The 22,720-nt window shown below is 61.8% G+C and carries 18 protein-coding genes; 11 read left to right on the top strand and 7 right to left on the bottom strand.

Annotated features, from left to right (window positions below):
* The first annotated feature begins 106 nt into the window (after positions 1-106).
* Complete coding sequence (gene asnB, locus BSIN_RS04195) at positions 107-2,059, top strand: asparagine synthase (glutamine-hydrolyzing) (protein ID WP_089339604.1); 1,953 nt, start codon at positions 107-109, stop codon at positions 2,057-2,059.
* 463 nt (positions 2,060-2,522) lie between these two features.
* The gene (locus BSIN_RS25100; RefSeq protein ID WP_143757320.1) at positions 2,523-3,038 is read left to right on the top strand and encodes a hypothetical protein; all 516 of its coding nucleotides are present in this window, start codon (positions 2,523-2,525) and stop codon (positions 3,036-3,038) included.
* Between the two features lie 189 nt (positions 3,039-3,227).
* Here the strand turns inward: BSIN_RS25100 and BSIN_RS04190 are convergent, their stop codons facing one another.
* The 4 genes from BSIN_RS04190 to BSIN_RS04175 form a co-directional block, all read right to left on the bottom strand.
* Positions 3,228-3,746 carry a winged helix-turn-helix domain-containing protein gene (locus BSIN_RS04190; protein ID WP_245637148.1) on the bottom strand — a complete coding sequence of 173 codons (519 nt, stop codon included), beginning with the start codon at positions 3,744-3,746 and terminating at the stop codon, positions 3,228-3,230.
* Positions 3,747-4,167: 421 nt separating this feature from the next.
* Complete coding sequence (locus tag BSIN_RS04185; protein WP_089339603.1) at positions 4,168-5,850, bottom strand: M4 family metallopeptidase; 1,683 nt, start codon at positions 5,848-5,850, stop codon at positions 4,168-4,170.
* Between the two features lie 719 nt (positions 5,851-6,569).
* Entirely contained in the window at positions 6,570-8,792 is a 2,223-nt protein-coding gene (locus tag BSIN_RS04180) for a xanthine dehydrogenase family protein molybdopterin-binding subunit (RefSeq protein ID WP_089339583.1), read from the bottom strand.
* Between the two features lie 5 nt (positions 8,793-8,797).
* Positions 8,798-9,259 (bottom strand): (2Fe-2S)-binding protein, encoded by a 462-nt coding sequence (locus BSIN_RS04175; RefSeq protein WP_069235669.1) that lies wholly within the window; start codon positions 9,257-9,259, stop codon positions 8,798-8,800.
* A gap of 213 nt (positions 9,260-9,472) precedes the next feature.
* On the opposite strand from BSIN_RS04175, the gene BSIN_RS04170 reads away from it, so the two are divergent.
* The 3 genes from BSIN_RS04170 (at position 9,473) to BSIN_RS25095 (ending at position 11,332) form a co-directional block, all read left to right on the top strand.
* Positions 9,473-10,474, top strand: a complete 1,002-nt coding sequence (locus tag BSIN_RS04170) for an AraC family transcriptional regulator (RefSeq protein WP_369828126.1) — start codon at positions 9,473-9,475, stop codon at positions 10,472-10,474.
* A gap of 8 nt (positions 10,475-10,482) precedes the next feature.
* On the top strand, positions 10,483-10,884 hold the full coding sequence (locus BSIN_RS04165) for a nuclear transport factor 2 family protein (RefSeq protein ID WP_059515482.1): 402 nt from the start codon (positions 10,483-10,485) through the stop codon (positions 10,882-10,884).
* Between the two features lie 112 nt (positions 10,885-10,996).
* Positions 10,997-11,332, top strand: a complete 336-nt coding sequence (locus BSIN_RS25095; RefSeq protein ID WP_143757319.1) for a hypothetical protein — start codon at positions 10,997-10,999, stop codon at positions 11,330-11,332.
* A 395-nt stretch (positions 11,333-11,727) separates the two neighbouring features.
* On the opposite strand, the gene BSIN_RS04160 is transcribed toward BSIN_RS25095, so the two are convergent.
* Positions 11,728-12,090: a DUF3564 family protein gene (locus BSIN_RS04160; RefSeq protein ID WP_069235671.1), complete on the bottom strand. Its 363-nt coding sequence runs from the start codon at positions 12,088-12,090 to the stop codon at positions 11,728-11,730.
* 196 nt (positions 12,091-12,286) lie between these two features.
* Between BSIN_RS04160 and BSIN_RS26370 the strand changes: the two genes are divergently transcribed.
* From BSIN_RS26370 to BSIN_RS04130, 6 genes are all read left to right on the top strand, one after another.
* Positions 12,287-14,083, top strand: coding sequence for a sugar ABC transporter ATP-binding protein (locus BSIN_RS26370; protein WP_256583613.1), 1,797 nt, complete (start codon positions 12,287-12,289; stop codon positions 14,081-14,083).
* Positions 14,080-15,141, top strand: coding sequence for an ABC transporter permease (locus BSIN_RS04150; RefSeq protein WP_089339582.1), 1,062 nt, complete (start codon positions 14,080-14,082; stop codon positions 15,139-15,141). The genes BSIN_RS26370 and BSIN_RS04150 overlap by 4 nt, the downstream gene beginning before the upstream one ends.
* Positions 15,142-15,397: 256 nt before the next feature.
* Entirely contained in the window at positions 15,398-16,642 is a 1,245-nt protein-coding gene (locus tag BSIN_RS04145; RefSeq protein ID WP_069235673.1) for an SfnB family sulfur acquisition oxidoreductase, read from the top strand.
* 4 nt (positions 16,643-16,646) lie between these two features.
* Entirely contained in the window at positions 16,647-17,867 is a 1,221-nt protein-coding gene (locus BSIN_RS04140) for an SfnB family sulfur acquisition oxidoreductase (RefSeq protein ID WP_089339581.1), read from the top strand.
* 35 nt (positions 17,868-17,902) lie between these two features.
* Positions 17,903-19,288: an LLM class flavin-dependent oxidoreductase gene (locus BSIN_RS04135; protein WP_089339580.1), complete on the top strand. Its 1,386-nt coding sequence runs from the start codon at positions 17,903-17,905 to the stop codon at positions 19,286-19,288.
* Positions 19,289-19,454: 166 nt separating this feature from the next.
* Positions 19,455-20,510: a substrate-binding domain-containing protein gene (locus BSIN_RS04130; RefSeq protein WP_089339579.1), complete on the top strand. Its 1,056-nt coding sequence runs from the start codon at positions 19,455-19,457 to the stop codon at positions 20,508-20,510.
* Positions 20,511-20,555: 45 nt separating this feature from the next.
* Here the strand turns inward: BSIN_RS04130 and BSIN_RS04125 are convergent, their stop codons facing one another.
* Both BSIN_RS04125 and BSIN_RS04120 read right to left on the bottom strand, forming a co-directional pair.
* On the bottom strand, positions 20,556-21,884 hold the full coding sequence (locus BSIN_RS04125) for an ATP-binding protein (protein WP_089339578.1): 1,329 nt from the start codon (positions 21,882-21,884) through the stop codon (positions 20,556-20,558).
* Entirely contained in the window at positions 21,885-22,607 is a 723-nt protein-coding gene (locus BSIN_RS04120; RefSeq protein ID WP_059515478.1) for a response regulator, read from the bottom strand.
* Positions 22,608-22,720: the final 113 nt, after the last annotated feature.

Genomic DNA, 22,720 nt, shown 5'->3' with positions numbered 1-22,720 from the left:
AAGCGCGAATAATTCGCGAATATTTTCTCCGTAATAATTTGTGGACGCACGGCGCTGCGTCCCGTTGCGCCGCGTCGCCGATCGACTTCAAACGGGGATGCTCGCCATGTGCGGAATCACGGGTTTCTGGCGTCCAGAGGCATGCAGCCGGCAGACAGCGGGCGAGGTGCTCGCCCGAATGACAGACAGTCTCGCTCATCGCGGTCCCGACGATGCGGGCGCATGGTTTGATACCGCGGCCGGTGTCGCGTTCGGCCATCGGCGGCTGTCGATCGTCGATCTGACATCGAACGGTCATCAGCCCATGGTGTCGGCTTGCGGCCGCTACGTGATGACCTTCAACGGCGAGATCTACAACTTTCGCGAATTGCGTCGCGAACTCGATGCATCCGCTCATGCGCCAAACTGGCGGGGTAATTCGGATAGCGAAGTATTGCTTGCCGCATTCGAAACCTGGGGGATCGACCGCACGCTGAAAAAAGCGGCCGGCATGTTTGCGCTCGCGCTGTGGAACCGCGACGCTGGCGTGCTGACGTTAGCGCGTGACCGGATCGGTGAGAAACCGCTTTATTACGGCCGCATCGGCGGTGCGCTGGTGTTCGGCTCGGAACTCAAGGCGCTGCGCCGCTACCCGGGCTTCGACGCGCGAGCGATCGATCGCGACGCATTGTGTTTATATTTGCGCTACGCGAGCATACCTGCACCGCATACGATCTATACGGCGATCCGCAAGCTGCCGCCCGGCACCTACGTGCAGTTCGAAGATGCAGCGCAGGAGCCGACCGCGCGGTGCTATTGGTCTCTCGAGCAGACGGTCAGCGCAGGTCAGGTGAACTTGGTCGAAGGCGATGCCGACGCGGTCGTGGATCAGCTCGATGCAGTGCTGCGCCTCGCGGTCGCGCAGCAGATGGAGGCCGACGCGCCTCTTGGCGCGTTCTTGTCGGGCGGCGTCGATTCGTCGGCAGTCGTCGCGCTGATGCAGGCGCAATCTGCGCGGCCGGTGCGCACATTTACGGTCGGCTTTCATGAGGCGGGCTATAACGAGGCCGGTTATGCGAAGGCTGTCGCGCATCATCTCGGTACCGACCATACCGAGTTGTACGTAACGCCGGCTCACGCACTCGATCTCGTGCCGAAGCTGCCCGACGTCTATGACGAACCGTTTGCGGACGCATCGCAGATCCCGACGCTGCTTGTCTGCGAGATGACGCGGCGGCACGTCAAGGTGAGTCTGTCCGGCGACGGCGGCGACGAACTGTTCGGCGGCTATCCCCGCTATTTCTTGACGCCGTGCCTTTGGAAAAAGCTAAGGCGTGTGCCGACGGCGATGCGCGCGCAAATCGCTGCCGCGCTGCATGCGCTGCGGCCCAATCACGCGGATCAGATTGCCGCGTTTGTGCTGAGTGCATGGGGCTCCGCCACGCCGCGCGTCGGCGATCGGTTGCACAAGCTTGCCAACGTGATGACGGCGAACAGCCGAGCGGGGCTCTATCGGCTACTGATGTCGGTTGTGCATCATCCCGAGCGGCTCGTGCTGACTGGCCGTGAGCCGCATACGCTGCTCGACGCGCCGGACGCATGGCCTGCGGGCCTCACGTTTGCCGAACAGGCGATGATGGTCGATGCGCTCACATATTTGCCGACCGATATTCTCGCAAAAGTCGACCGTGCCGCGATGGCGATGAGCCTCGAGACACGCATGCCGTATCTCGACCATCGCGTGGTGGAGTTCGCGTGGCGTGTGCCTGCCGCGCTGAAGGTGCCGGACGGGCAGCAGAAGTGGCTATTGCGCCGCTTGTTGTACCGGTACGTGCCGCGCCAGCTGATCGACCGGCCCAAGCAGGGCTTTTGTGCGCCGGTCGGCGACTGGCTGCGCGGCGAGTTGCGCGACTGGGCCGCAGCGCTTCTCGAACCGGCGCGACTGCGTGCGGAGGGCTTCTTTGATGCGGCACACATCGAGCGCCAGTGGCGGCAGCATCTTGCAGGGCGGATGAATTGCCAGCATCCACTGTGGACGGTGCTGATGTTTCAGGCTTGGCTCGATGCGCAGGGGGGCTGACAGTGGAGAGTGCTTGCCGGGAATCTGAAGCAGCGTCTGGCGCGGCCGCGGTTTCGCGCTGTTTCTTGAAATGTCCGGCGCGGTACATTAAGTTCGGATTGTGGCGGGCAGTGATTCCTGTGATGTATTGAAAAAATGTTTGCCGAGTTAATTCGTCCTGCAAATGGTTTCTCAGGCTTGGCGTGTCCTGGATTTGCCGGGCGACGTTGCTACCTGGTTGGCAGAATCACGTGATGTGGGCTGCTGGCATCCGGCGCCCGATTAGGCTTGTTGCTTGCGAGCAGGTGCTATATGGCGAATATCGCGACATGTCGCAGTAATATCGTGTTGCCGTATCTTGCGCTCGTTACCCCGAAACAGTAGGAGGTACGCTGGCGAATTGGTGGCATGTACGCTCTGAATGCATGCCGGATATCCCGGCATAACGCAGGCGAACCAACCTTTTTGCCTTCGCGAGGTTTCCATGAGCACAGACGGTAATGACCAAGATAAAGCGCCAGTTAGAACGATAGCCGCTGACAGTGAGCCGTATGGCGTGGTGTACTTGGCCGGATCAGTTAATGGATGGTATCTCGGCACCGGCGTTAGCAATAGCGAACCCGGGGTGCTGATGGCGATGTCGCCGGAAATAATTGGTAAATTGACTGGTCTCAACAATTCCGCCTACTGGTGGCAGGTGGAGACTCAGGAAGGATCGCCGCTAATAAAGGCAGTGAAGTCGGTCAAATATGGAACATATTTGACCGTATTCAAACGTGGCGGCGATAATCCATGGGGCCTCAAACCATTAGATACGGTGCCTGCAGTCAATTCAACGTTTAGAATTGGTCCCCATCCTAATTATCCAGGGAACATCTTTTATCACGGCACCAGCTTGACTTGGCAATTATATGATGCTGTTTCCGAAGGATATGGCATGATTGCACTCCTTCCCGGGTCTGGCGGCGCATATCCTTTGCAGATCATTCCCAGAGATTGAATGACGGGCGTTATAAATCCATAAAAACTCGTCGCTGAGTGTGCAGGGGCATGGCAATTTTACCGACTGCGGAATTTGTGACGTCTCATCATGCGGTATTGCTCGTTCAAGAAGGCAATCTGCGGGAAATCCTGCGGCGCGGCTTCCAGCCGCGCCGCTTGCGCACATGCGTGCGACGCAGTAAATGCGTTAGCGTAACTCGACGCTGTAATCGCGGGAGTCGATCGTGCTGCTGCGCACCGCCGGCGGGCTCGGGGGCGTAGGCAAGCGAGACAGCGATGCCAGGCCGGCTACGCCCGATGTGCCGGACAAGTCTTGCATACTCGACGCCGGCGGCAAAGCGGGCAACTCGGGTGCAGGCGGTTCATCGTGCGGTTCGACGTAAGTCGTCGCTGCCCCGAACAGTACGAGCCGATAGCCGATCGAATAAATCGGGATGATGCGCATGTTCTTGTCATGATCGAGACCGAGCTTCGAGCGGATGCGTGAGATGTGCGTGTCCAGCGTGCGCGACGATACGGCAAGTTCCCGCCCCCATACTGCTTCCTGAATCGCCTGGCGCGACACAACCTTGTTCATGTTGTCGAGTAGAAATTCGACGACGTCGAATTCGCGTGGGGTCATGTTGATCGGCTCGCCGCCGATCTCGATGTTGCGCCGAACAAAGTTGATCTTGATGTTGTCGATGTGCAGGTGCTTGCAGTCCATGATGGTCCTCGTAATTCGCGGTTGAGTGGCGAATGGCTGAGGGGATTACTGCAATTGGCGGGCCAGCTTGCGCAACGCAACAGGCAAACTCTTTGAAAGAAATGGTGTGACGATATAGTTGATTGAATATAAAGTGTTTTTTTTGTGGATGAGCCGTGTGCGATTGCACGGGCGGCGTCACAATTTGAAGTGGGTTGAAGGTGTGTTACGTAGCACGGGAACGTTGGTGTTACGTTTGCGCGGATGTCGCCGTAACATGGGCGGCGGTCGGCCTGGGACACTGAGAGCGCAAAGCGTCGATCGGCGAGGTGAGCCGCAGTTTCGGCGCGATGCAGGACAGCGTTCATCGGAGAAACCGCGTGACGCGAACCGGGCCGCTCGACGCAGCCCGGCGCATAAGGCGTTAAAATCTGCCGTCCAATTATCGGACGTTGACTGCGTCCCATGCCCTCGCCACGGTCTGCGCTTCAATGGAAGCGGCTCCGTACAAATCGCTTGCTGCTCGAATTGACGCTGCCCGGGCGTTGGGATAGGTCGAACCGGATGTCAGATAGACCGACAGCGTTCGATACCAGATTTTCCCCGCCTTATCGCGTCCGATTCCGGTAAGCGATGTGTCGCCGTTGCATACGAGCTGACTCTTGGATAGCGACGGATCGGTGGAGGGAACCGTCGCTCCTTCGGCAAGCAGATAAAAGAATCGGTTGCCGACTCCCGAAGAAAGGTGCGGATTCGTGTTGGTGAACCCGCCGCTCGGATAACAACTGGACGAGCGATTATCCAAATCCTGCTTGTACATCTTACGCAAGCCGCCTGGCATTAACGACGCGCCTATGACGTAGTTTCCCGGATCGTTCGGATTGTTTGCATAGAACTTAACCAACGTCCCGAAAATATCGGAAGTCGATTCATTGAGCCCGCCGGAATCGCGGTAGTTGTATGAAAGCCGCGCGGTGTTTTGAGTGACGCCGTGGGTCATTTCATGTCCCGCCACGTCTAGCGTTACCACCGGCTGGTTACCGAGCGACGGGCCACCGTCTCCGTACAGCATGACGCCCGAATACCATGAAGCATTGGCTCCATCGTCGCCGAACAGCACGTGAGCATAGCTTCTCACGCCGTTTCCATCATTCGCAACGCCGGAGCGGCCATGGGTATTTTTATAGTAGTCCCAAGTAATTGCCAGTCCATAATCGATATCGGCAGCAACCGTCTGGCGATTGCTTGTATTGTAGGTTCCCCATGTATTGGTGGTACTGGTGTAGATCGGAAGACTGTCCGCCTGGGACACGACAACGTAATCCTGAAGATCGGCGCCGTCATGCACGGACCCATTGCCACGTTTGGGGTCCAGCATCCGATAGCCGTTCGCGGAGGTCTGATCGGTCGTCAACGTGACGTCACCGTAATAATATGACCGCCCGATACCCGTTGCGGCGCTTTGCTGTATCAGGCTTTCGGTTTCCAATACGCGGCCGGTGCGCGCATCTATCGAATAGCGCATCACCGACGAATGGTCGCGCGTGGAAGGGCCATACACGTCTACCTGATAGGCGAGAACGGGCGCGGTATTGCGTGCATAGATTACTTTGACGGGGCTGCCGGTATGATCGACGCGCGTCGCGAACTGGGCTGCCGCAATTTTTTCCGCGGCGGCCGCGCCGATGTCGGATGTGCTCGAAAGCGCTTTTTGACTGGGGGCTAGATTAGCCAGGTTTATTGGGGCGTTCAGCGTCGTGCTCGGCTGCTGCAATTGACCTTGCTTCGAATGCACGACGACGTCTGCGCCTATCACTGGTAATCCGCCGTAAAACCGGTCGAATCGAACGTGCTCCGCCCCGTTCTGATCCACGATGACATCGCGGACCTTGAATTGATCCGTGGCTGCGCCGGAAATCGTGTCAGCGCTGCTGGCCGCGTTGATATCGAGCGCCTTTGCCGTGCGCGCGACTCGGCTTGGCGCCAGTTGGAAGATCGATGGATTGGTTTGAATCAGCGCAAGCGCGCGATCGACGGCGGCCTGTTTGTCGGCAGCTTGGGCAAATGCGCTGGCACAGGCTGTTGCAATGATTGATGCACAAGCAATGCGATACAGCTTCTTCATATTGCCTCCTGAGAAAAGATCGAATCGCCTGAGCGACTCGGGCTTCACCTGCGATGTGATGCAATGGGACATATCAATCGGCACTGCTGAATTGATGTGCTTGGTCGGCATATTGATTCGACGCGTGAAATGGCCTGCACGTCATCCCGGCATTGGCGCGTGTCGGCCCGTCGAATAAACGTCGAGCTGACGACAGGCGGCCCTATACGCTCAATTAATTAGGCTTGCTAATTAATTGGTGAAAAAACCGAACCTGGCCTGTCAAGCCGGCGTCAATCTAATTGGGAAATCTGTGCGGGAAATCGCGAAGACACGTCGTGAAATCGGTGGGTCTTTTCGCTCCTTTGTTTGAAACGCTCGATCGGCCCTCGGTCGTTTCTTGGTGTAATGAACATGACGTATGAATCCAAGGTTCATTGCGTCTTCCTTTCGGTACGTTAGTTCTGCAAAAAGCGAACGTCAAACTTTTTTTTATAGCGCTTAAAAAAGTTGGATTCGAGGCGAAGCCGCCTGGCCGCAGCAGGCGGGCGGCTCGGATCGGATAGAGGAGCGGTTGCAATGCGCGACTTTCTTAGGGCAACCGTGTGGTGGGGATAACCGCTGGGCCTCAAATGGGGCCGGTTTGAAGGGCGAAAACGCGTAGACGCCGCGCCCGGGTGGTGGGCGCGGCGGCGCGGGCGGTCAGGCCCGCGATGCGGGAATGCGTTTGCGGTTTATGTTTATACGCTGCCGTGCTGGTCCGGCGCCGACAGCGGCAGCGTGTACGTTCGCTTGCCGGTTGCCGAGAAGATCGCATTCGCAACGGCCGGCCCAACCGGCGCGACGCCCGGTTCGCCAACGCCGGTCGGTGCTTCGCCTGACGGCACGATATACACTTCGACTTTCGGCATCTCGGCGATCCTCAATACCTGATAGCCGTCGAAGTTATTCTGCTCGACCTTGCCATCCTTTAGCGTGATCGCGCCTTTCAACGCCGCGCCGAGCCCGAAGCCGATGCCGCCCTCCATCTGTGCCGCGATCACGTCCGGATTGATCGCGGTTCCGCAATCAACCGCGCAAACGATCCGCTCGACCTTCACCGCGCCTTGCTCGTCGACCAACACCTCGGCGACCTGTGCGACGTAGCTCTTAAACGCCTCGGCGACCGCGATTCCGCGCCCGCGTCCTTTAGGCAGTGGCGTGGCCGAATCCCAGCCGGCTTTTTCCGCGGCGAGATCGAGCACCGCGCGCATTCGCGGCTCATGCGCGAGCATATCGCGCCGGAAACGGTATGGATCCTTGCCCGCCGCATGCGCGGCTTCATCGATGAACGCCTCGACCGCATAGGCGGTGTGCGAGCTGCCGACGACGCGCCACCATAGCACCGGAACGCCTGTTTGAGTGGTCGTCAGTTCCACTGATATGTTTGGAATGGCATATGGCAGGTTCGACGCGCCTTCCACCGAGGTCGCATCGATGCCGTTTTTCACCAAGCCCGCGGCGAAAGGCGTGCCGGCGACGATCGATTGACCGACGATCCGGTGCCGCCAGCCGACGAGTTTGCCGTCCGCGCTCAACCCCGCGTCGAGCTTATGGAAGTACATCGGCCGGTAGCGTCCGCCATGGAGATCGTCCTCGCGGGTCCATTGCAGCTTGATGGGCGTGCCGTTCGCGCCAAGCGCTTTTGCGATCGACACCGCCTCGACGATGTAGTCGGACGCCGGGTTCGCGCGCCGCCCGAAGCTGCCGCCGGCGTACAGCGTGTGGATGAACACCTGCTTCGGGGCGAGCCCCGCCGCGCGTGCGGCGTTCTCCTGATCGATCGTCTGGAACTGATCGCCCGCCCAGATTTCGCAGCGATCGGCTGTCAGCTTGACGACCGCGTCGAGCGGCTCCATCGGTGCATGGGCGAGAAACGGGAATTCGTAGGATGCCGAGATCCGCTTTGCCGCCTCTGCAAGCGCCGAGTTCACGTTGCCATCACGGCGGGCGGAGGCGCCTGCACGCTCCGCCAGTTGCCGGTATTCACGCATGATTGTGTCGGAACTGCGTTTTTCGGCGTGTGCGTCATCCCATTCGATTTGCAGCGCGTCGCGGCCTTGTTTTGCGGCCCAGAAGCCTGTCGCGACGACGGCGACGCCGCGCGGCACCTGAACGACCGACGTGACGCCGGGCACGGCCTTCGCCGCCGACGCATCGAATGACTTCACGGTCGCGCCGAATAGCGGCGGGCGCTGCAGTAGTGCGACCAACATGCCCGGCTGCGCGACGTCGATCGTGAATTGCGCGGTGCCGTTGGATTTCGCGGCGGCATCGACGCGAGGCACCGGTTTGCCGATCAAGCGGAAATCGGCCGGTGATTTCAGTGCGACCTTGTCCGGCACCGGCAACTCGGCTGCAGCGTTCGCAAGCGCGCCGTAAGTCGCGCTGCGCCCGCTTGCGGCGTGACCGACCACGCCGTCGCGCGTGCTCAGCTCGGCAACCGGTACGCGCCATCGCGCGGCTGCCGCCGACATGAGCATCGCGCGCGCCTTGGCGCCCGCTTCGCGCAATTGCATCCAAGAATTCGCCATCGCGGAACTGCCGCCCGTGCCCTGCAACTTGCCCCACTGTAAGTTCGCGTAGCGCTCGGCATCGGCCGGCGCGCTTTCGACGCGCACGTCGCGCCAGTTCGCATCGAGTTCCTCGGCGACGATCGTCGCGATGCCGGTGTACGCGCCTTGGCCCATTTCGACGTGCTTAGCGATTACGGTGACGCTGTTGTCCGGTGCGATGCGCAGAAATGCATTGGGTGTGAATGCGTCGGCACCGGGCGATGCAGCGGCTTGTGCCGCCCGGCTCGCGTCGGGCCATTCGAAGCCGATCGTCAGGCCGGCGGCTGCTATCGCGCCGGCGGCTTTCAGAAACGTGCGGCGGGACGCGCGCACCGCGTCTGTTTCGGGTAGATCGAGATGGTTTGTCATCGTTTTCAGGCCTTCAGCGCGGACGCGGCTTCGTGAATGGCGGCGCGAATGCGAGTATAGGTTGCGCAGCGGCAGAGGTTGCCGTTCATTGCGGCGTCGATATCGGCATCGGTCGGCGCGGCATTCTGCTCGAGGAGCGCCGTCGCCGACATGATCTGCCCAGACTGGCAGTAGCCGCACTGCGGCACTTGGAGCTTGACCCACGCCGCCTGGACAGCTTGCGCGGGCTTGCCCGACAGCCCTTCGATCGTCGTCACCCGTTTGCCGGCGACAGCGGCAAGCGGCAGTACGCACGAGCGTACCGCTTGGCCTTCGAGGTGAACCGTGCAGGCGCCGCATTGTGCGGCGCCGCAGCCGAATTTCGTGCCGGTGAGTCCGGCGCGTTCGCGTATCGCCCAGAGCAGCGGCATCGCGGGATCGGCGTCCAGCGTCAGATTCTTGCCGTTCAGCACAAACGTCGTAGACATGGACTTTCTCCGTGGGGGGCATCCCCGGACTTGGCGCCGGGTAACAGCCGGCAGTGTGACGGATGGGCTGCTGGCGCGTGTATATACGATTCTGCAAAAATATTGAACAATCCTGCAAATTGCCGGCTCGGCGCGAGGGCGCTGCGCGGCTTGAGTCTTCGCCTGTTACGATCGGAGCCTGAATGCTTCCCATGCTGTCTCATTGAAGGTGTATTGACGATGAATTCGCGGCTCGATACGGTCGAAGCGCCTTCACGCATCGCCTCTGGCGTGCCGCATGGCGCCTCTGCGTTAGCACAATCGTCGGCGTTGCACGACGCGCGCCGCGAGTTGGCCGCGCGCGTCGCGCGTTTTGCGCCAGTGGACGGCGCGCATCAGACGGCGATTTCCGCACTGTCGTTCCATCGCTTTTCGTCGCCTGTCGATCTCGGTTGCAGCGTGCCGCGTGCTTCGTTCGTGTTTGCCGCGCAGGGGGCAAAGCGGGTGACGGTCGCCGGACATGTGTACGAATACGATCCGCAGCATTGCCTCGTTACGTCGGTCGATTTGCCGATGCTGTCGCAGGTCACGCGCGCATCCGTCGACGCGCCATATCTGTGCGTGTCAGTCGCGCTCGACTTGCAGCGCATCGCCGAGTTGGCGGCCGAGATGCAAATGCCCGCGCCGGATGCGCTGCCGGCCGGTGAGGGGATCGTCGTCGGCGCATTGTCCGAGCCTCTTTTCGACGCGGCGCTCAGGCTCGTCCGATTGCTCGATACTCCGGGCGATATCCCGATTCTCGCGCCGCTGATCGAAAAGGAATTGCTGTACCGGTTGTTGACCAGCGAACTGGGCGCGCGACTGCGGCATATCGCGATCGCGGGTAGCCAGACATATCGGATCGCGCGCGCGATCGAATGGATTCGAACCCATTATGCGCAGCCGCTTCGGATCGAGACGCTGGCGCAGCAAGTGAACATGAGCGTGTCGTCACTGCACCATCATTTCAAGCATGTGACGACGCTCAGCCCGTTGCAATATCAGAAGCAACTGCGGCTGCATGAGGCGCGTCGGTTGCTGCTCGCGCAGGGCGGCGATGTCGGCTCGATCGCGTTGCGGGTCGGGTACGAGAGTCCGTCGCAGTTCAGCCGGGAATACAGCAGGTTATTCGGCGCGCCGCCGTTGCGCGATGTGGGTCAATTGCGACGGCGCAATGGCGGCGGTACCACGGGGTGATTTCGCAGATGAGCACTGATCGGGACGACGAACGATTGGCGGTGGATGTCGTGCGCGCATTTTGGCGTTTGATGCAAACGAATGATTTTGGCTCGGTCGCAGCCGTGCTTGCCGACGATTTTGTACTCGAGTGGCCGCAATCGAACGAGCGAATTTGCGGTGCGGCGGATTTTGCAACATTGAATCGCGAATATCCCGCGCATGGCCCGTGGAAGTTCACGCTCAATCGCGTGATCGGCGACGCGCGTGAAGCGGTGTCCGATGTGTCCGTAACCGACGGCGTTCAGCGTGCGCGGGCAATCTCGTTTTTTACGATCGAGCATGCGAAGATTGCGCGCATCGTCGAATTTTGGCCTGATTCTTATGATCCGCCATACGACCGCTCGCATCTCGCCAAGCCGATTACGTAAGCGTACCGGCTGGTACTGGCCCGCGTGGCCGCGTTACTTTGCTTCACTGAAGATTCCGTCGACCATTGTCTCGGCGGCTTTCATTTGATTGCCTGCCTGCGTTGCATATTTCATGCTGTCGTATCCTAATCAATTCCGGCCTCTCGGCGGGTTGCAGCCGGCATTTTTCACGAAGGTCATGCCACAAGAGCTTTCGCCGAAGAGGAAGCGGGATACGGCTTGCGGCCGTGAAAGACGACGTGCAACCGGCATGCGCGAGCATTTTCGCAAATGGCCGGCATGTGCCCCCAACCAGTGTCGCCATGCCGTGCCGAAGCAGATGGGATATGAATTCGCTTTGGTCGAACGCGATGAAATGCCCGTCGTCGAGCGGCTGAGTTTTTCGAGTTCAGTGGACCGTAAATCCATTGGAGTAATGCTCCGGCCGCATCGAACTGGCAATTGTTGATGGATGGGCCGCCGAGCAATCCGCAAGCGTTGCCGTAGGAGTCCGTCGGCATCGCGCGTTCGGCAGGCATGCTCCTAATGTATTCGAGTTTTTTTCGCCGACGAAAGATTGATAGTAGACGTAAAGTGCACCATTCACGACTGGCTGCTTGATTACCGTCTCGGTGGTACCGGAGAGCATCCGGATCTTCTGGCGGGATCGACGGTGAGCAGGCCGTTGCCGCATTCTCGGCTACAAAATGCGAAGCGGCGCTCGCTTGCCGAATGAGCGCCGCTGTCGATGGTGAATGCCGGTGTGTTTTGAATTGAATCACGACGAACGCTGCATCGATACGTCCGTCTCACATCTCGATCGAGGCCATCCGCATTGCGGGCCGTTGAGATCGCTGCAGGTTCTCAGCGGGTGACGACGGTGAACTCCCGGTTTTCCGGGCGAATGGACTCCGTATCGATTGCTTGCAATCGCCATGCGCCGCGAAGCGATTGTTTGTCGAGCACTGCGGCGCCGTGTTCCTGCTCTTGCGTCGATGGTTGCAGGCCGGAGAGCGACAGCCCTTGCAGCCGGCACAGCGCTTCGCCGCTGTCGGCGGAGCACAGCGCAACCGCACCCGCGACATCCGTCACCTTGCCCCACGTCGGCAGATCGATACCCTGATGCGCTTCGCGCGACCACAGATGTTCGTCGGTATCGAGCCACAGAACCGCGAAAGACGGCTGTGCAGAAGTACTGTTGCCGCTGATTCGAATGGTGAGGCGCATATTTCGTCTCCTTTCGAAATTTATTCGGTCAGCTATCCAGTCTAGATGGATCGGGGCGGAACACAAGCGTATGACGTGCAACAGTTAATGTCCATTCCTTCGACTATCGATATGACGAACCCTTGGTTCTCGAATGCGCGCTTGCTCGCTACGATCGCGACTTGGTTCGATAAAGCTTGCCACGCAATGCTCAACGATGTCTGAAACCGTTTTCGCCGCACGTGCGGTTGCGAAGCGCTTCGGCGCGACTGCCGCGCTCGATTGCGTCGATTTGTCGCTGCGCGCGGGCGAGGCGGTTGCGCTGATGGGCGCAAACGGTGCGGGCAAATCGACGCTCGTGAAGATCGTCAGCGGCGTGTTCGCACCCGACGCCGGCACGCTTACGCTGCGCGGCGCGCGCTATGCGCCGGCTTCGCCGTATGCGGCCAAGCGCGCGGGCGTTGCAACGGTTCATCAATCGGTTGCCGACGCGGTCGCACCTTCGCTGTCGATTGCCGACAATCTGCTGCTCGATACGCTGTGCGATTCCAAGTCGCGCTGGCTCGCGACGCCCGCGTCGCGTGTCGCGGTCGCGCTGCCGCTGGCGCGCCGGGTGGGTCTTCAGGTCGACCGCATGGATCTGCGCGCGCCGCTCGGTACGTTTTCGCTCGCCGCGCAGCAACTTGTCGTGATCGCCCGTGCGCTTGCTGCGCAGCCTGCGCTGTTGATCCTCGACGAACCGACTGCAAGCCTCGGCGCGGCAGACGCCGAGCGTTTGTTGACACTCGTCGACGCGCTGCGTGCCGATGGCGTTGCAATTCTGCTCGTGTCACATCGCACCGGCGATCTGCGGCGTATTGCCGATCGCATCGTTGTTCTGCGAGACGGCCGTATCGTATCGACGCAGGTTACGCCATTCGATTTTGATTCGGCACACGAAGCAATGATCGGGCGGCGGGTGCCGGGCGGCTCGCGTGCGGCGAAGGCAGCGGTGACACCGGGTGCGGATCATGTGCATGTGGTCGAGGCGGAATGTGCCGAAAGCGCCGCACCTGAGCTTACATCCGTATCGACTGCAATCGATGCGCGTTCCACCGGGTCGATTGCGGCTTCGGACAAGGCACCGCCTGCCTATGCCGATCCGGCAGATGCCGTCTTTTTTGCCGATGTCGAATCTGTTGATGCTGTAACGGTTACCGCGTTATCTGCCGCATATCCCGATTCGGTGCCCCTGCGTACACACCACACCGGCAGCGTTTCATTCCCGGCTGCAATGACAGGTGGAACCTGTTCGAATCCGGCAGTGCAGTGTTTCAGTGCGCGCGGCATTCGGCTTTTGGAGGACAGCGAGCCGTTCGATCTCGATGTACGGCGCGGCGAGATCGTTGCGATTACCGGGCCGGTCGGCGGCGGCAAATCGCGTTTCGCGCGCGCGGTATTCGGCGCCGAGCGCCTCGCGGCCGGTTCGATGAGGTTGGATGGTATGCCGTGGCGTCCACGTTCGCCTGCGCACGCGATTCGTGCGAATGTGTTTCTCGTGGCCGAGGATCGCTGGCGCACGTCGCTGTTTCCGGACAGCGTGCCGTTCGCGACGCTTGCGGGCACATTGTCGTTGCCGTTTCTGTCTCGCTGGTTTCCATTCGGTTTCGTGAGCGCGGCGCGCGAGCGGCAGGCTGCGCTCGATGCGATTGCGCGCTTCGGCATTCGTTGCATGGGGCCTGACGACCGCTTGACGCATTTGTCGGGCGGCAATCAGCAGAAGGCCGCAATTGCGCGCTGGCATCTCGCGCCGGCGCGGCTACTGCTGCTCGACGAACCGTTCCAGGGTATCGATGTCGGCGCGCGCGCCGAGTTGATCGCGCTGTTGCGCAATGAAGCGGCTGCACGCGCGACGCTCGTGTTCGTTAGCGATCTCGACGACGCCTATGCCATTGCCGACCGCGTGTTGCCGTTCGATCGCGGCACGCTCGATATTCAATTCCGATTCGCTGAACCGGAGGCTTCGTCCGTATGAAAAACTCCACGCCCGCCGAGGTTGTGGCGGCACCCGCGCAGCGATCGGCAGAGCGTGCCCAACCTTGGATCGCCGTCGCGCGCGAGCGCATCGAGCGCGTTGGCATCGTACTCGTGCTCGCCGCACTCGTGGCCGGCTTTGCGGCGCGCGAGCCCGCGTTTGTCGCAATCGACAATCTGTTCAGCATCTTGCAGGCGGTATCGATCGTCGCGTTGCTCGGCATCGGCGTGACGATCACGCTGGCGGCAGGCGGCTTCGATCTGTCGGTCGGCAGTGTCGCGGCATGTGCGCAGATGGCCGCGAGCTATGTGCTGATCGTCTGGCACGGCGGCGCTGCGGCAGCGGTTGGCGCGTGCGTCGCGCTCGGCGTTGGTGCGGGCATGTTCAACGGTATCCTGATCACGCGCTTGCGCGTGCCGGATCAGCTTGCGACGCTCGGCACGCTGTTTTTGCTCGCGGGGTTGCAACTGATTCCGACGGGCGGCCGTTCGCTCGCAACGGGTGCAATCCTGCCCGACGGCACTGAGGCGACAGGCAGCTTTCCGCAGGCGTTTGTTGCACTCGGACGGCTGCGCGTGCTCGACGTCGTGCCGTTGCCGGTGATCGTGGTGGCTGTCGTCACACTCGTCGCATGTGTCGTGATGGAGGCGACGCGGTTTGGCCGCGTGCTGTATGCGATCGGCGGCAACGAGACAGCCGCGCGGCTGGCGGGTGCGCCGACCGCGCGTTATCGGATCGCCGCCTATGCGGCGTCGGGAGCGATCGCATCGCTCGGCGGTGTGTTGATTGCCGCGCGGGTCGGCCGCGGCGACGCGAGCGCCGGCCATTCGCTGCTGCTCGATGCGGTGGCGGCATCGCTGATCGGCTATGCGGTGTGGGGCGCGAAACGTCCGAACGTCGCGGGCACCGTGCTCGGCGCGGTGTTCGTCGGCGTGCTGTTGAACGGACTCACGATGCTGAACGCGCCATACTATATGCAGGATTTCATTAAAGGCGGGCTGCTCGTGTGTGCGCTCGCGTTCACGTTTCGGATCGGCAGCGTGCGATCCACGCGCTAGCGTCGGGGTATCGGGTTCGCCGAGGGCGATGCGTGCACGCGGAGGCATGCATCGCAGCCGCTTACATCGCGCGTGGCGCGCCGAATCCGAGGGTGGGGTCGATTCGCGACGGCGGGAGCGGCGTGATCTCGATCTGTTCGCGCGGATGCGCGGCGCATTTTGCAGACGCGGGAATATCGTTTCCAGAAACCATCGGTTTGTGCCGAGGCGCGGCGTTGTTAGATTGATCCATTGTTCCAGACAATGGAGAAGCCAGATGTCAGCAACATTGGAGACGCCCGGCGATGTGCGTGATGCCGCATCGGATCAGCTTGGCGTTGCGCGCGTCATCGCGAGCGATGCGCAGGCGCTCGAGGTCGCGCGCGAACTCGCGCAACGGCTCGCCGAGGGCGCGATCGAGCGCGATCGTGACCGCCGGCTGCCGTATGCGGAAGTCGATTGGTTTTCGCAAGCGGGCCTATGGGGCATCACGGTGCCGAAAGCCTACGGTGGCGCGGGTGCGTCGTATGTGACGCTCACCGAAGTCGTGAAGATCATTTCGGCGGCGGACCCGTCGCTTGGCCAATTGCCGCAGAACCATTTCGGTCTTGTCGACGTGATCGCCCTGACGGGCACCGACGAGCAGAAGCGTTTCTTCTTCGGCGAGATCCTGAAGGGAAAACGTTTCGGCAACGGCTTCTCGGAGAAGGGCACCAAACACGTGCTCGACTTGAAGACGAGGATCACGCGCGACGGCGACCGCTATCGCGTGAGCGGCACGAAATTCTATTCGACCGGTGCGCTGTTCGCTCACTATGTGCCCGTGCTTGCGCTCGACGAGAACCGCAAGGGCTGGCTCGCTTATATTCCGAAGGGCACGCCAGGGCTTTCCGTGATCGACGACTGGTCGGGATTCGGCCAGCGCACGACGGCAAGCGGCACTGTGCAGCTCGACGATGTGAGCGTGCCCGCGTCGCATGTCTTTCCGGCGCATCGCGTATCGGATCTGCCGACGTTGAACGGCCCCGTTTCGCAAATCATCCAGGCGGCAATCGACGCGGGTATCGCGCATGCGGCGCTTGACGATACGCTGCGCTTCGTTCGCGAGCGCTCGCGTCCGTGGATCGACAGCGGCGTCGAGCGTGCGAGCGACGATCCGTTGACGGTGCGGGAAACAGGGCGGCTCGTGATTCAGCTTCATGCGGCCGATGCGCTGCTGGAACGCGCGGCGCGCACGCTCGACGCCATTTCGGCGCAGCCCGCGATAACCGAGGACGACGTTGCGCGCGCATCGGTCGCGGTGGGCGAGGCAAAGGTGCTGACCACCGAGATCGCGCTGCTTGCAAGCGAGAAGTTGCTCGAACTGGCCGGCACGGCCGCGACGCTTGCAGAGCACGGTCTCGATCGCCACTGGCGCAACGCGCGCACCCATACGCTGCACGATCCGGTGCGCTGGAAATATCACCTGGTCGGCAACTACTACCTGAACGGCGTCAAGCCTGCACGCCACCCGTGGAATTGATCTGATGAACGCGATTGTCCAACCGAGCAGTGGGTCGGCACCAGCGGTCGCGCGCCGCATTGCCGATGATCGGCAGGCGCTCGACGTCGCGCGCAAGTATGCCGCGCGAATTGCCGAAGGAGCTGCGCAGCGCGATCGCACGCGCAGGTTGCCTTACGACGAGCTCGACGCCTATTCGGCGACGGGACTCTGGGGCATAGCCGTGCCGCGCGAGTTCGGCGGCGCGGCGGTATCCGCGACGACGCTCGCTGAAGTGACAGCGATCGTATCGGCCGCCGATCCGGCGATCGGCCAGATTCCACAAAATCACTTCTACATGCTCGAAGTGCTGCGCGTGAACGGCACGCGCGAGCAACAACGCTTCTATTTCGAACGTGCGCTGGCAGGCGAGCGTTTCGGTAACGCGCTGTCCGAACTCGGCACGAAAACCGTGCGTGATTATCGGACGACGATCGAGCCCGACGGCCCTGGTTTCAGGCTCAACGGACAAAAATTCTATTCGACGGGGGCGCTGTTCGCTCACTGGATTCCGATCGTCGCGAAGGACCGCAACGGCGTGCTGTATGTCGCATTTGCGCCGGCGAGTGCGCCGGGACTGTCGGTCGACGATGACTGGAGCGGCTTCGGCCAGCGCACGACGGGAAGCGGCTCGACGCGGATCGACAACGTGTATGTCGACGCATCGGCAGTCGTGCCTTACGGCGCGGCATTCGATAAACCGACGCCCGTCGGCCCGCTCGGTCAATTGATCCACGCGGCTGTCGATCTTGGTATCGCACGTGCGGCGTTTGCCGATGCGCGCCGCTTCGTGCGCGAGCGCGCGCGGCCGTGGGTGGATGCGCATGTCGAGCGGGCGAGCGATGATCCGCTTACGCTCGAAATCTTCGGCAAGCTCGCAGTCGAACTCGATGCGGCCGAAGCGTTGACCGAACGAGCGGGCCTGCGCGTGGACGCATCGATTGACGATCCGAACGAGCGCACGGTTGCGGCCGCCTCGATCGCGGTCGCGAAGGCGCGCGCCGCGACGACCGAAGTCGCGCTTGCTGCGTCATCGCGGCTGCTGGAACTTGCCGGTACGTCGGGCGTGCTTGCCGAGCACGCGCTCGATCGGCATTGGCGCAATGCACGCACGCATACGCTGCACGATCCGGTACGTTGGAAATACATCGCGATCGCCGACTATCTCGTCAACGACACACTGCCGCCGCGGCACGGCGCGCTGTAAGCCTGTTACTTCGCTGTCCGGAGTGCTTAGCCGTCATGACTCGTCAAATCCGTTTCAATGCCTTCGACATGAATTGCGTCGGACACCAATCGCCTGGATTGTGGGCGCATCCGCGCGACCAATCGTGGCGTTATCGTCAGATCGGTTACTGGACCGAGCTTGCTCGATTGCTCGAACGCGGCAAATTCGACGGCCTGTTTATTGCCGACGTGCTCGGTATCTACGATGTTTATCAACACAGCGGTGAAGCCGCGATCAGGCAAGGCGCGCAGGTGCCCGTGAATGATCCGATCCTGCTCGTGTCCGCGATGGCCGCCGTCACGCAGCATCTCGGTTTCGGTATCACGTGCTCGCTGTCATATGAACATCCGTATCCGTTCGCACGGCGGATGTCGACGCTCGATCATCTGACGAACGGGCGCGTTGGCTGGAATGTCGTCACATCGTATCTCGACAGCGCCGCGCGCAATCTGGGCCTGCCGCGCCAGACCGATCACGACGACCGTTACGCGCTCGCCGACGAGTATCTCGAAGTTTGCTACAAACTGTGGGAGGGTTCGTGGGAGGACGATGCGGTGGTGCGCGACGCGGTTCGGCATGTGTTCGCGGAGCCGTCGAAGGTGCACGCAATCGGCCATCACGGCAAGCATTTCGACGTGCCAGGCATCCATTTGTGCGAGCCGTCACCGCAGCGCACACCGGTGCTGTATCAAGCCGGTGCGTCCAAGCGCGGCAAGGATTTCGCCGCGCAGCATGCGGAATGCATTTTCGTCGCGGCACCGTCGCGCACGATCCTGAAGACGTTCGTTGCGGACATTCGCGAGCGCGTGCGCAAATACGGCCGAAATCCGCGTGACGTGCTGATTTTTAATCTACATACGGTGATAACCGGCCGCACGTCGGCTGATGCACACGCGAAGTACGCCGATTACCGGCGCTATGCGAGTGACGAGGGGGCGCTTGCGCTGATGTCCGGGTGGACCGGCATCGATCTGTCGAAGCACGGGCTCGACGAGCCGCTCACGCACGTCGAGAGTAATGCGATCCAGTCGGCCGTCGAGGCGCTGTCAAGCGCCGACCCGACACGCGTATGGACGGTTCGCGAAATTGCGAAGTGGGGAGGCATTGGCGGGCTCGGTCCGGTGTCGGTCGGCGACCCGCGCGAGATTGCCGACGATTTGCAGTCCTGGGTCGACGAGACCGACGTCGACGGTTTCAATCTTGCTTATGCGGTGACACCGGAAACGTTCATTGACGTTGTCGAACTTGTCGTGCCGGAGCTGCAACGGCGGGGCGTCTACAAGACCGAGTACGCGCCGGGCACGTTGCGCGAGAAATTGCATGGCGCGGGGCCGCGTCTTGCAGCGCCGCATCCCGGAGCACGCTATCGCGTGCCGACCGAGTATGCGCTCACGCGCTGATGGCGAATTGGGCGAGCGGCAGGGCGGCGCAATGCCAGCTGCTTGCCGCACGCGACGAATGGCCGGCTCGTCGCTTGGCTGATTCATCGACCGGCGCACTAACGCATCGCTCGCTTGCCGAATCGAGGCGAGCCCCATCCACCTGCTTATACCGATAGGAGTTGCCATGCGTGTGCCGCTGCGGGGGCTGTGCCGGATCGCGTGCGCCGTTTCGTTATCCTTGATATTGCCGGTCTCGGGCGCATGCGCCGCGCCGCCTAAGGATGCGCCGCCGCCGTTCGATAAGGCCGGCGTGAAGATCGCGCTCGTCAATTACTTGTCGACGGGCGATTTCTTTCAAGCATACGAGGCCGGCGCGCAGCGGCAAGCCAGGGCGCTCGGCGTGGATCTGCGCATCTACGAAGGCCGGCAGGACGCGGCCGAGCAGCGCGAGCAGATTCAACAGGCAATCAGCCTCGGCGTCGCGGCGATCATCGTCAATCATGGACTGCCGGAAGCACTGACGGACGTCGTTCAGCGTGCGCTCGACAAAGGCATAAAGGTCGTCGCGTTCGACGTCGATCTGAATCATCCGAAAGTGCCGCAGATCGAGCAGAGCGACCGCGATATCGCGACGCTTGTGCTGGAGCAGGCGGTAAAGGACAATGGGCCGTCATTTGCGGCGGGTTACGTGTACGTCGCGGGCTTCGCTCCGCTCGACCGGCGCGATGCGGTTTGGCGTGAGTTCAAGCGTGCCCGGCCGGGCATCCAGGAGAAGGCGCGCTGGGGAACGGTCGATGCTCCGATTGCGCAGTCGGTCGCGAACCAGGCGGCTGCCGCGTATCGTGCGCATCCGGATATCCGGGTGGTATTCGCCCCATATGACGAGTTTGCGCGTGGCGCACTGATTGCCGCGAACGAAGCGAAGCTCGGCTCGCGAGTGAAGATCTACAGCGCGGACATCTCCACGGCCGATATCGAGGCGATCCGTGCGCCGGGCAGCGCATGGGTGGCGACCGCCGCAACCAATCCGGCCGTGGTCGGCGCGGTGTCGGTGCGGGCAGCGGCGCTGCTCGTCGCAGGGCAGGATCCCGGGCGGCATATTGTCGTGAAGCCGGCGTTGATTACGCGGGACGACCTGATTCGTAATCGTGTCCGCACAGTCGGCGAACTGAGCGCGAAATATCCAGCGTTCCGTGACAGTGACGCGGCAACGGCGAAGTGGATCCCACCAGCGCAGTGAGCGCGGCTGTCCGCCGCCGGCCGGTTGCGGACAACTGCGCACGCATCACGTCACCATGCTCGGCGCGTTTTGGCCGCGAGCCGGCAATTCGAGCACCGGCAGCGTGATGACGAAGCGGGCGCCGCGTGTCGACGCGTCGTCAAGCCGTGCTTCGCCGCCGTGGGCGAGCGCGACGTGCCGGACGATCGTCAGGCCAAGCCCGAATCCGCCCGTCTGCCGGTCTCGGCTTGAGTCGAGCCGGCAGAACGGCTCGAACACGCGGTCGCGATCGGCGGGCGCGATGCCGGGACCGTCGTCTTCAACCGCCAGCACGAGCGCCCCTGCTTCATTGTGCGATGCGCTCAGCGAGATTGTCGTCGACGCATAGCGCATGCCGTTGCGGATCAAATTCAGCAGGGCACGCGCGACGAGCTTCGGATCGCAGATATGGCTCGCGCGCACACTGTGCGTCGAGACATTGAACGTGAGCCGGCGATCGGCGATATCGTTCGCGACATTAGCCGCGACGCTATCGATCAGCTCGGCCACCGTCACCCGCATCAGCGCGAGATGCGCTTCGCGTTGTTCCAGCCGGCCGATCGTCAGCAGTTCGGTGACGAGATCGTCCAATTCGCGCACGTCGCGGCGCAGCGCATCCTGTCGCTCGCGTATGCGGACGGGCGCATCCGGTTCAGCGAGCAGTGCAAGGCCGAATTCGAGCCTTGCGAGCGGCGTCTTCAGCTCATGCGAGATGCTGTGCATCATCTCGCGTTGCTGCTGAATCGACGTTTCGATACGTTGCGCCATGTCGTTGAACTGCTGCGACAGCTCGTAGATGTTCGATTTGCGCGACAAGCGTACGCGCGTCGCCAGCCGCCCTCGGCCGAACGTGCGCGCGGCCGCTTGCAGCTTGCGCAAGTCGCGCCAGTGGTAGTGCACCCATAGCACGATCGCGAGCAGCATCGCGAACGAAACGGTCAGGTATGCGTAGATTTGGATGTCGAGATTTGCCGGCTGGACCGGCCGCGCATGCAATACGGAGCCGTCGGCGAGCGGCATGTAGTAATCCTTGCCGTCATAGCTGATTGCGATGTCGCCGCGCTCGAGGTCGTGCAGCGGCGTGCCATGCAGCGCGCGACGCGCGGCATCCATCGAAATGAAATTGAATCCTTCGTTGCCGTGCAATGCAAGCTCGCGCAGTGCGAGTTCGCGCTGCGCGCCCGGATGACGTTCGAGATAGTCGTTGAGCACGAACGCGTAGGTGGTCAGCGACGCGCGTTGCGCGGTTGCGAGCCGCTCATAGAAGAAGCGGTCGAAAGACGTGTTGATGAACACGACCGATGCGGCGAAGCATGCGATCACGAACAGGTACAGTTTGATCAGCGAGCGCAGCATTCAATCGTCCCATGCCGACGGGCTGAACAGGTAGCCGCGTCCCCAGATCGTCTTGATCCGATGCGGTTCGGACGAATCGTCCTCGAAGCGGCGCCTTAGCTTCGAGATGCCTGAGTCGACCGAGCGGTCGAGGCCGTCGAACTCGATGCCGCGCAATTGCTTCAGGATATCGTCGCGGCTAAGCACGGTGCCTGCCGCGCGCGCGAGGATCAGCAGCAAGTTGAATTCGGCCGTTTTCAGATCGACGAGTTCGCCGCGCCACGCGACAGTGCGGTTCGGCGGAGAGATGGTAAGCTGACCGAACGATAGCGTCTGGCTCGTCTGCACGTCGGCGACGGGGCCGGGCTGCGCGCGGCGCAGCAGCGCGCGGGCGCGTGCGACGAGCACGCGTGGTTCGATCGGTTTCGTCACGTAGTCGTCGGCGCCGGTTTCGAGGCCAGCGATCTGATCATATGCATCCGCGCGCGCGGTCAGGATCAGCACCGGCACGTTCGAGAACGCGCGGATGCGACGGCACACTTCCATCCCATCGAGATGCGGCAGCATCAAATCGAGAATCACGAGCGCGGGCTGATGCTCGCGCGCGGCGGCAACGGCGAGATCGCCGCGCCGGACGATTGTCACGGAGAACTCGTAGCTGTCAAGGTATTCGCGGATCAGTTGCGCGAGCCTGTCATCGTCTTCGACCAACAGCACGCGATATCTGAGCGGCACGTCTTTCATGATCTCCTCGTTATATTTGCGCCGCATGCGCCCGGCCGGCATATGCGGGACCCGCGAATTCTAGCCGTGTGTATATCCCTGCAGCGAGGGCGTCACAATTACCGACAATCGAA

The sequence above is a fragment of the Burkholderia singularis genome, assembly GCF_900176645.1.
In the GTDB taxonomy this organism is placed as follows: Bacteria; Pseudomonadota; Gammaproteobacteria; order Burkholderiales; family Burkholderiaceae; genus Burkholderia; species Burkholderia singularis.
This window is presented reverse-complemented; position numbering and strand designations above follow the sequence as displayed.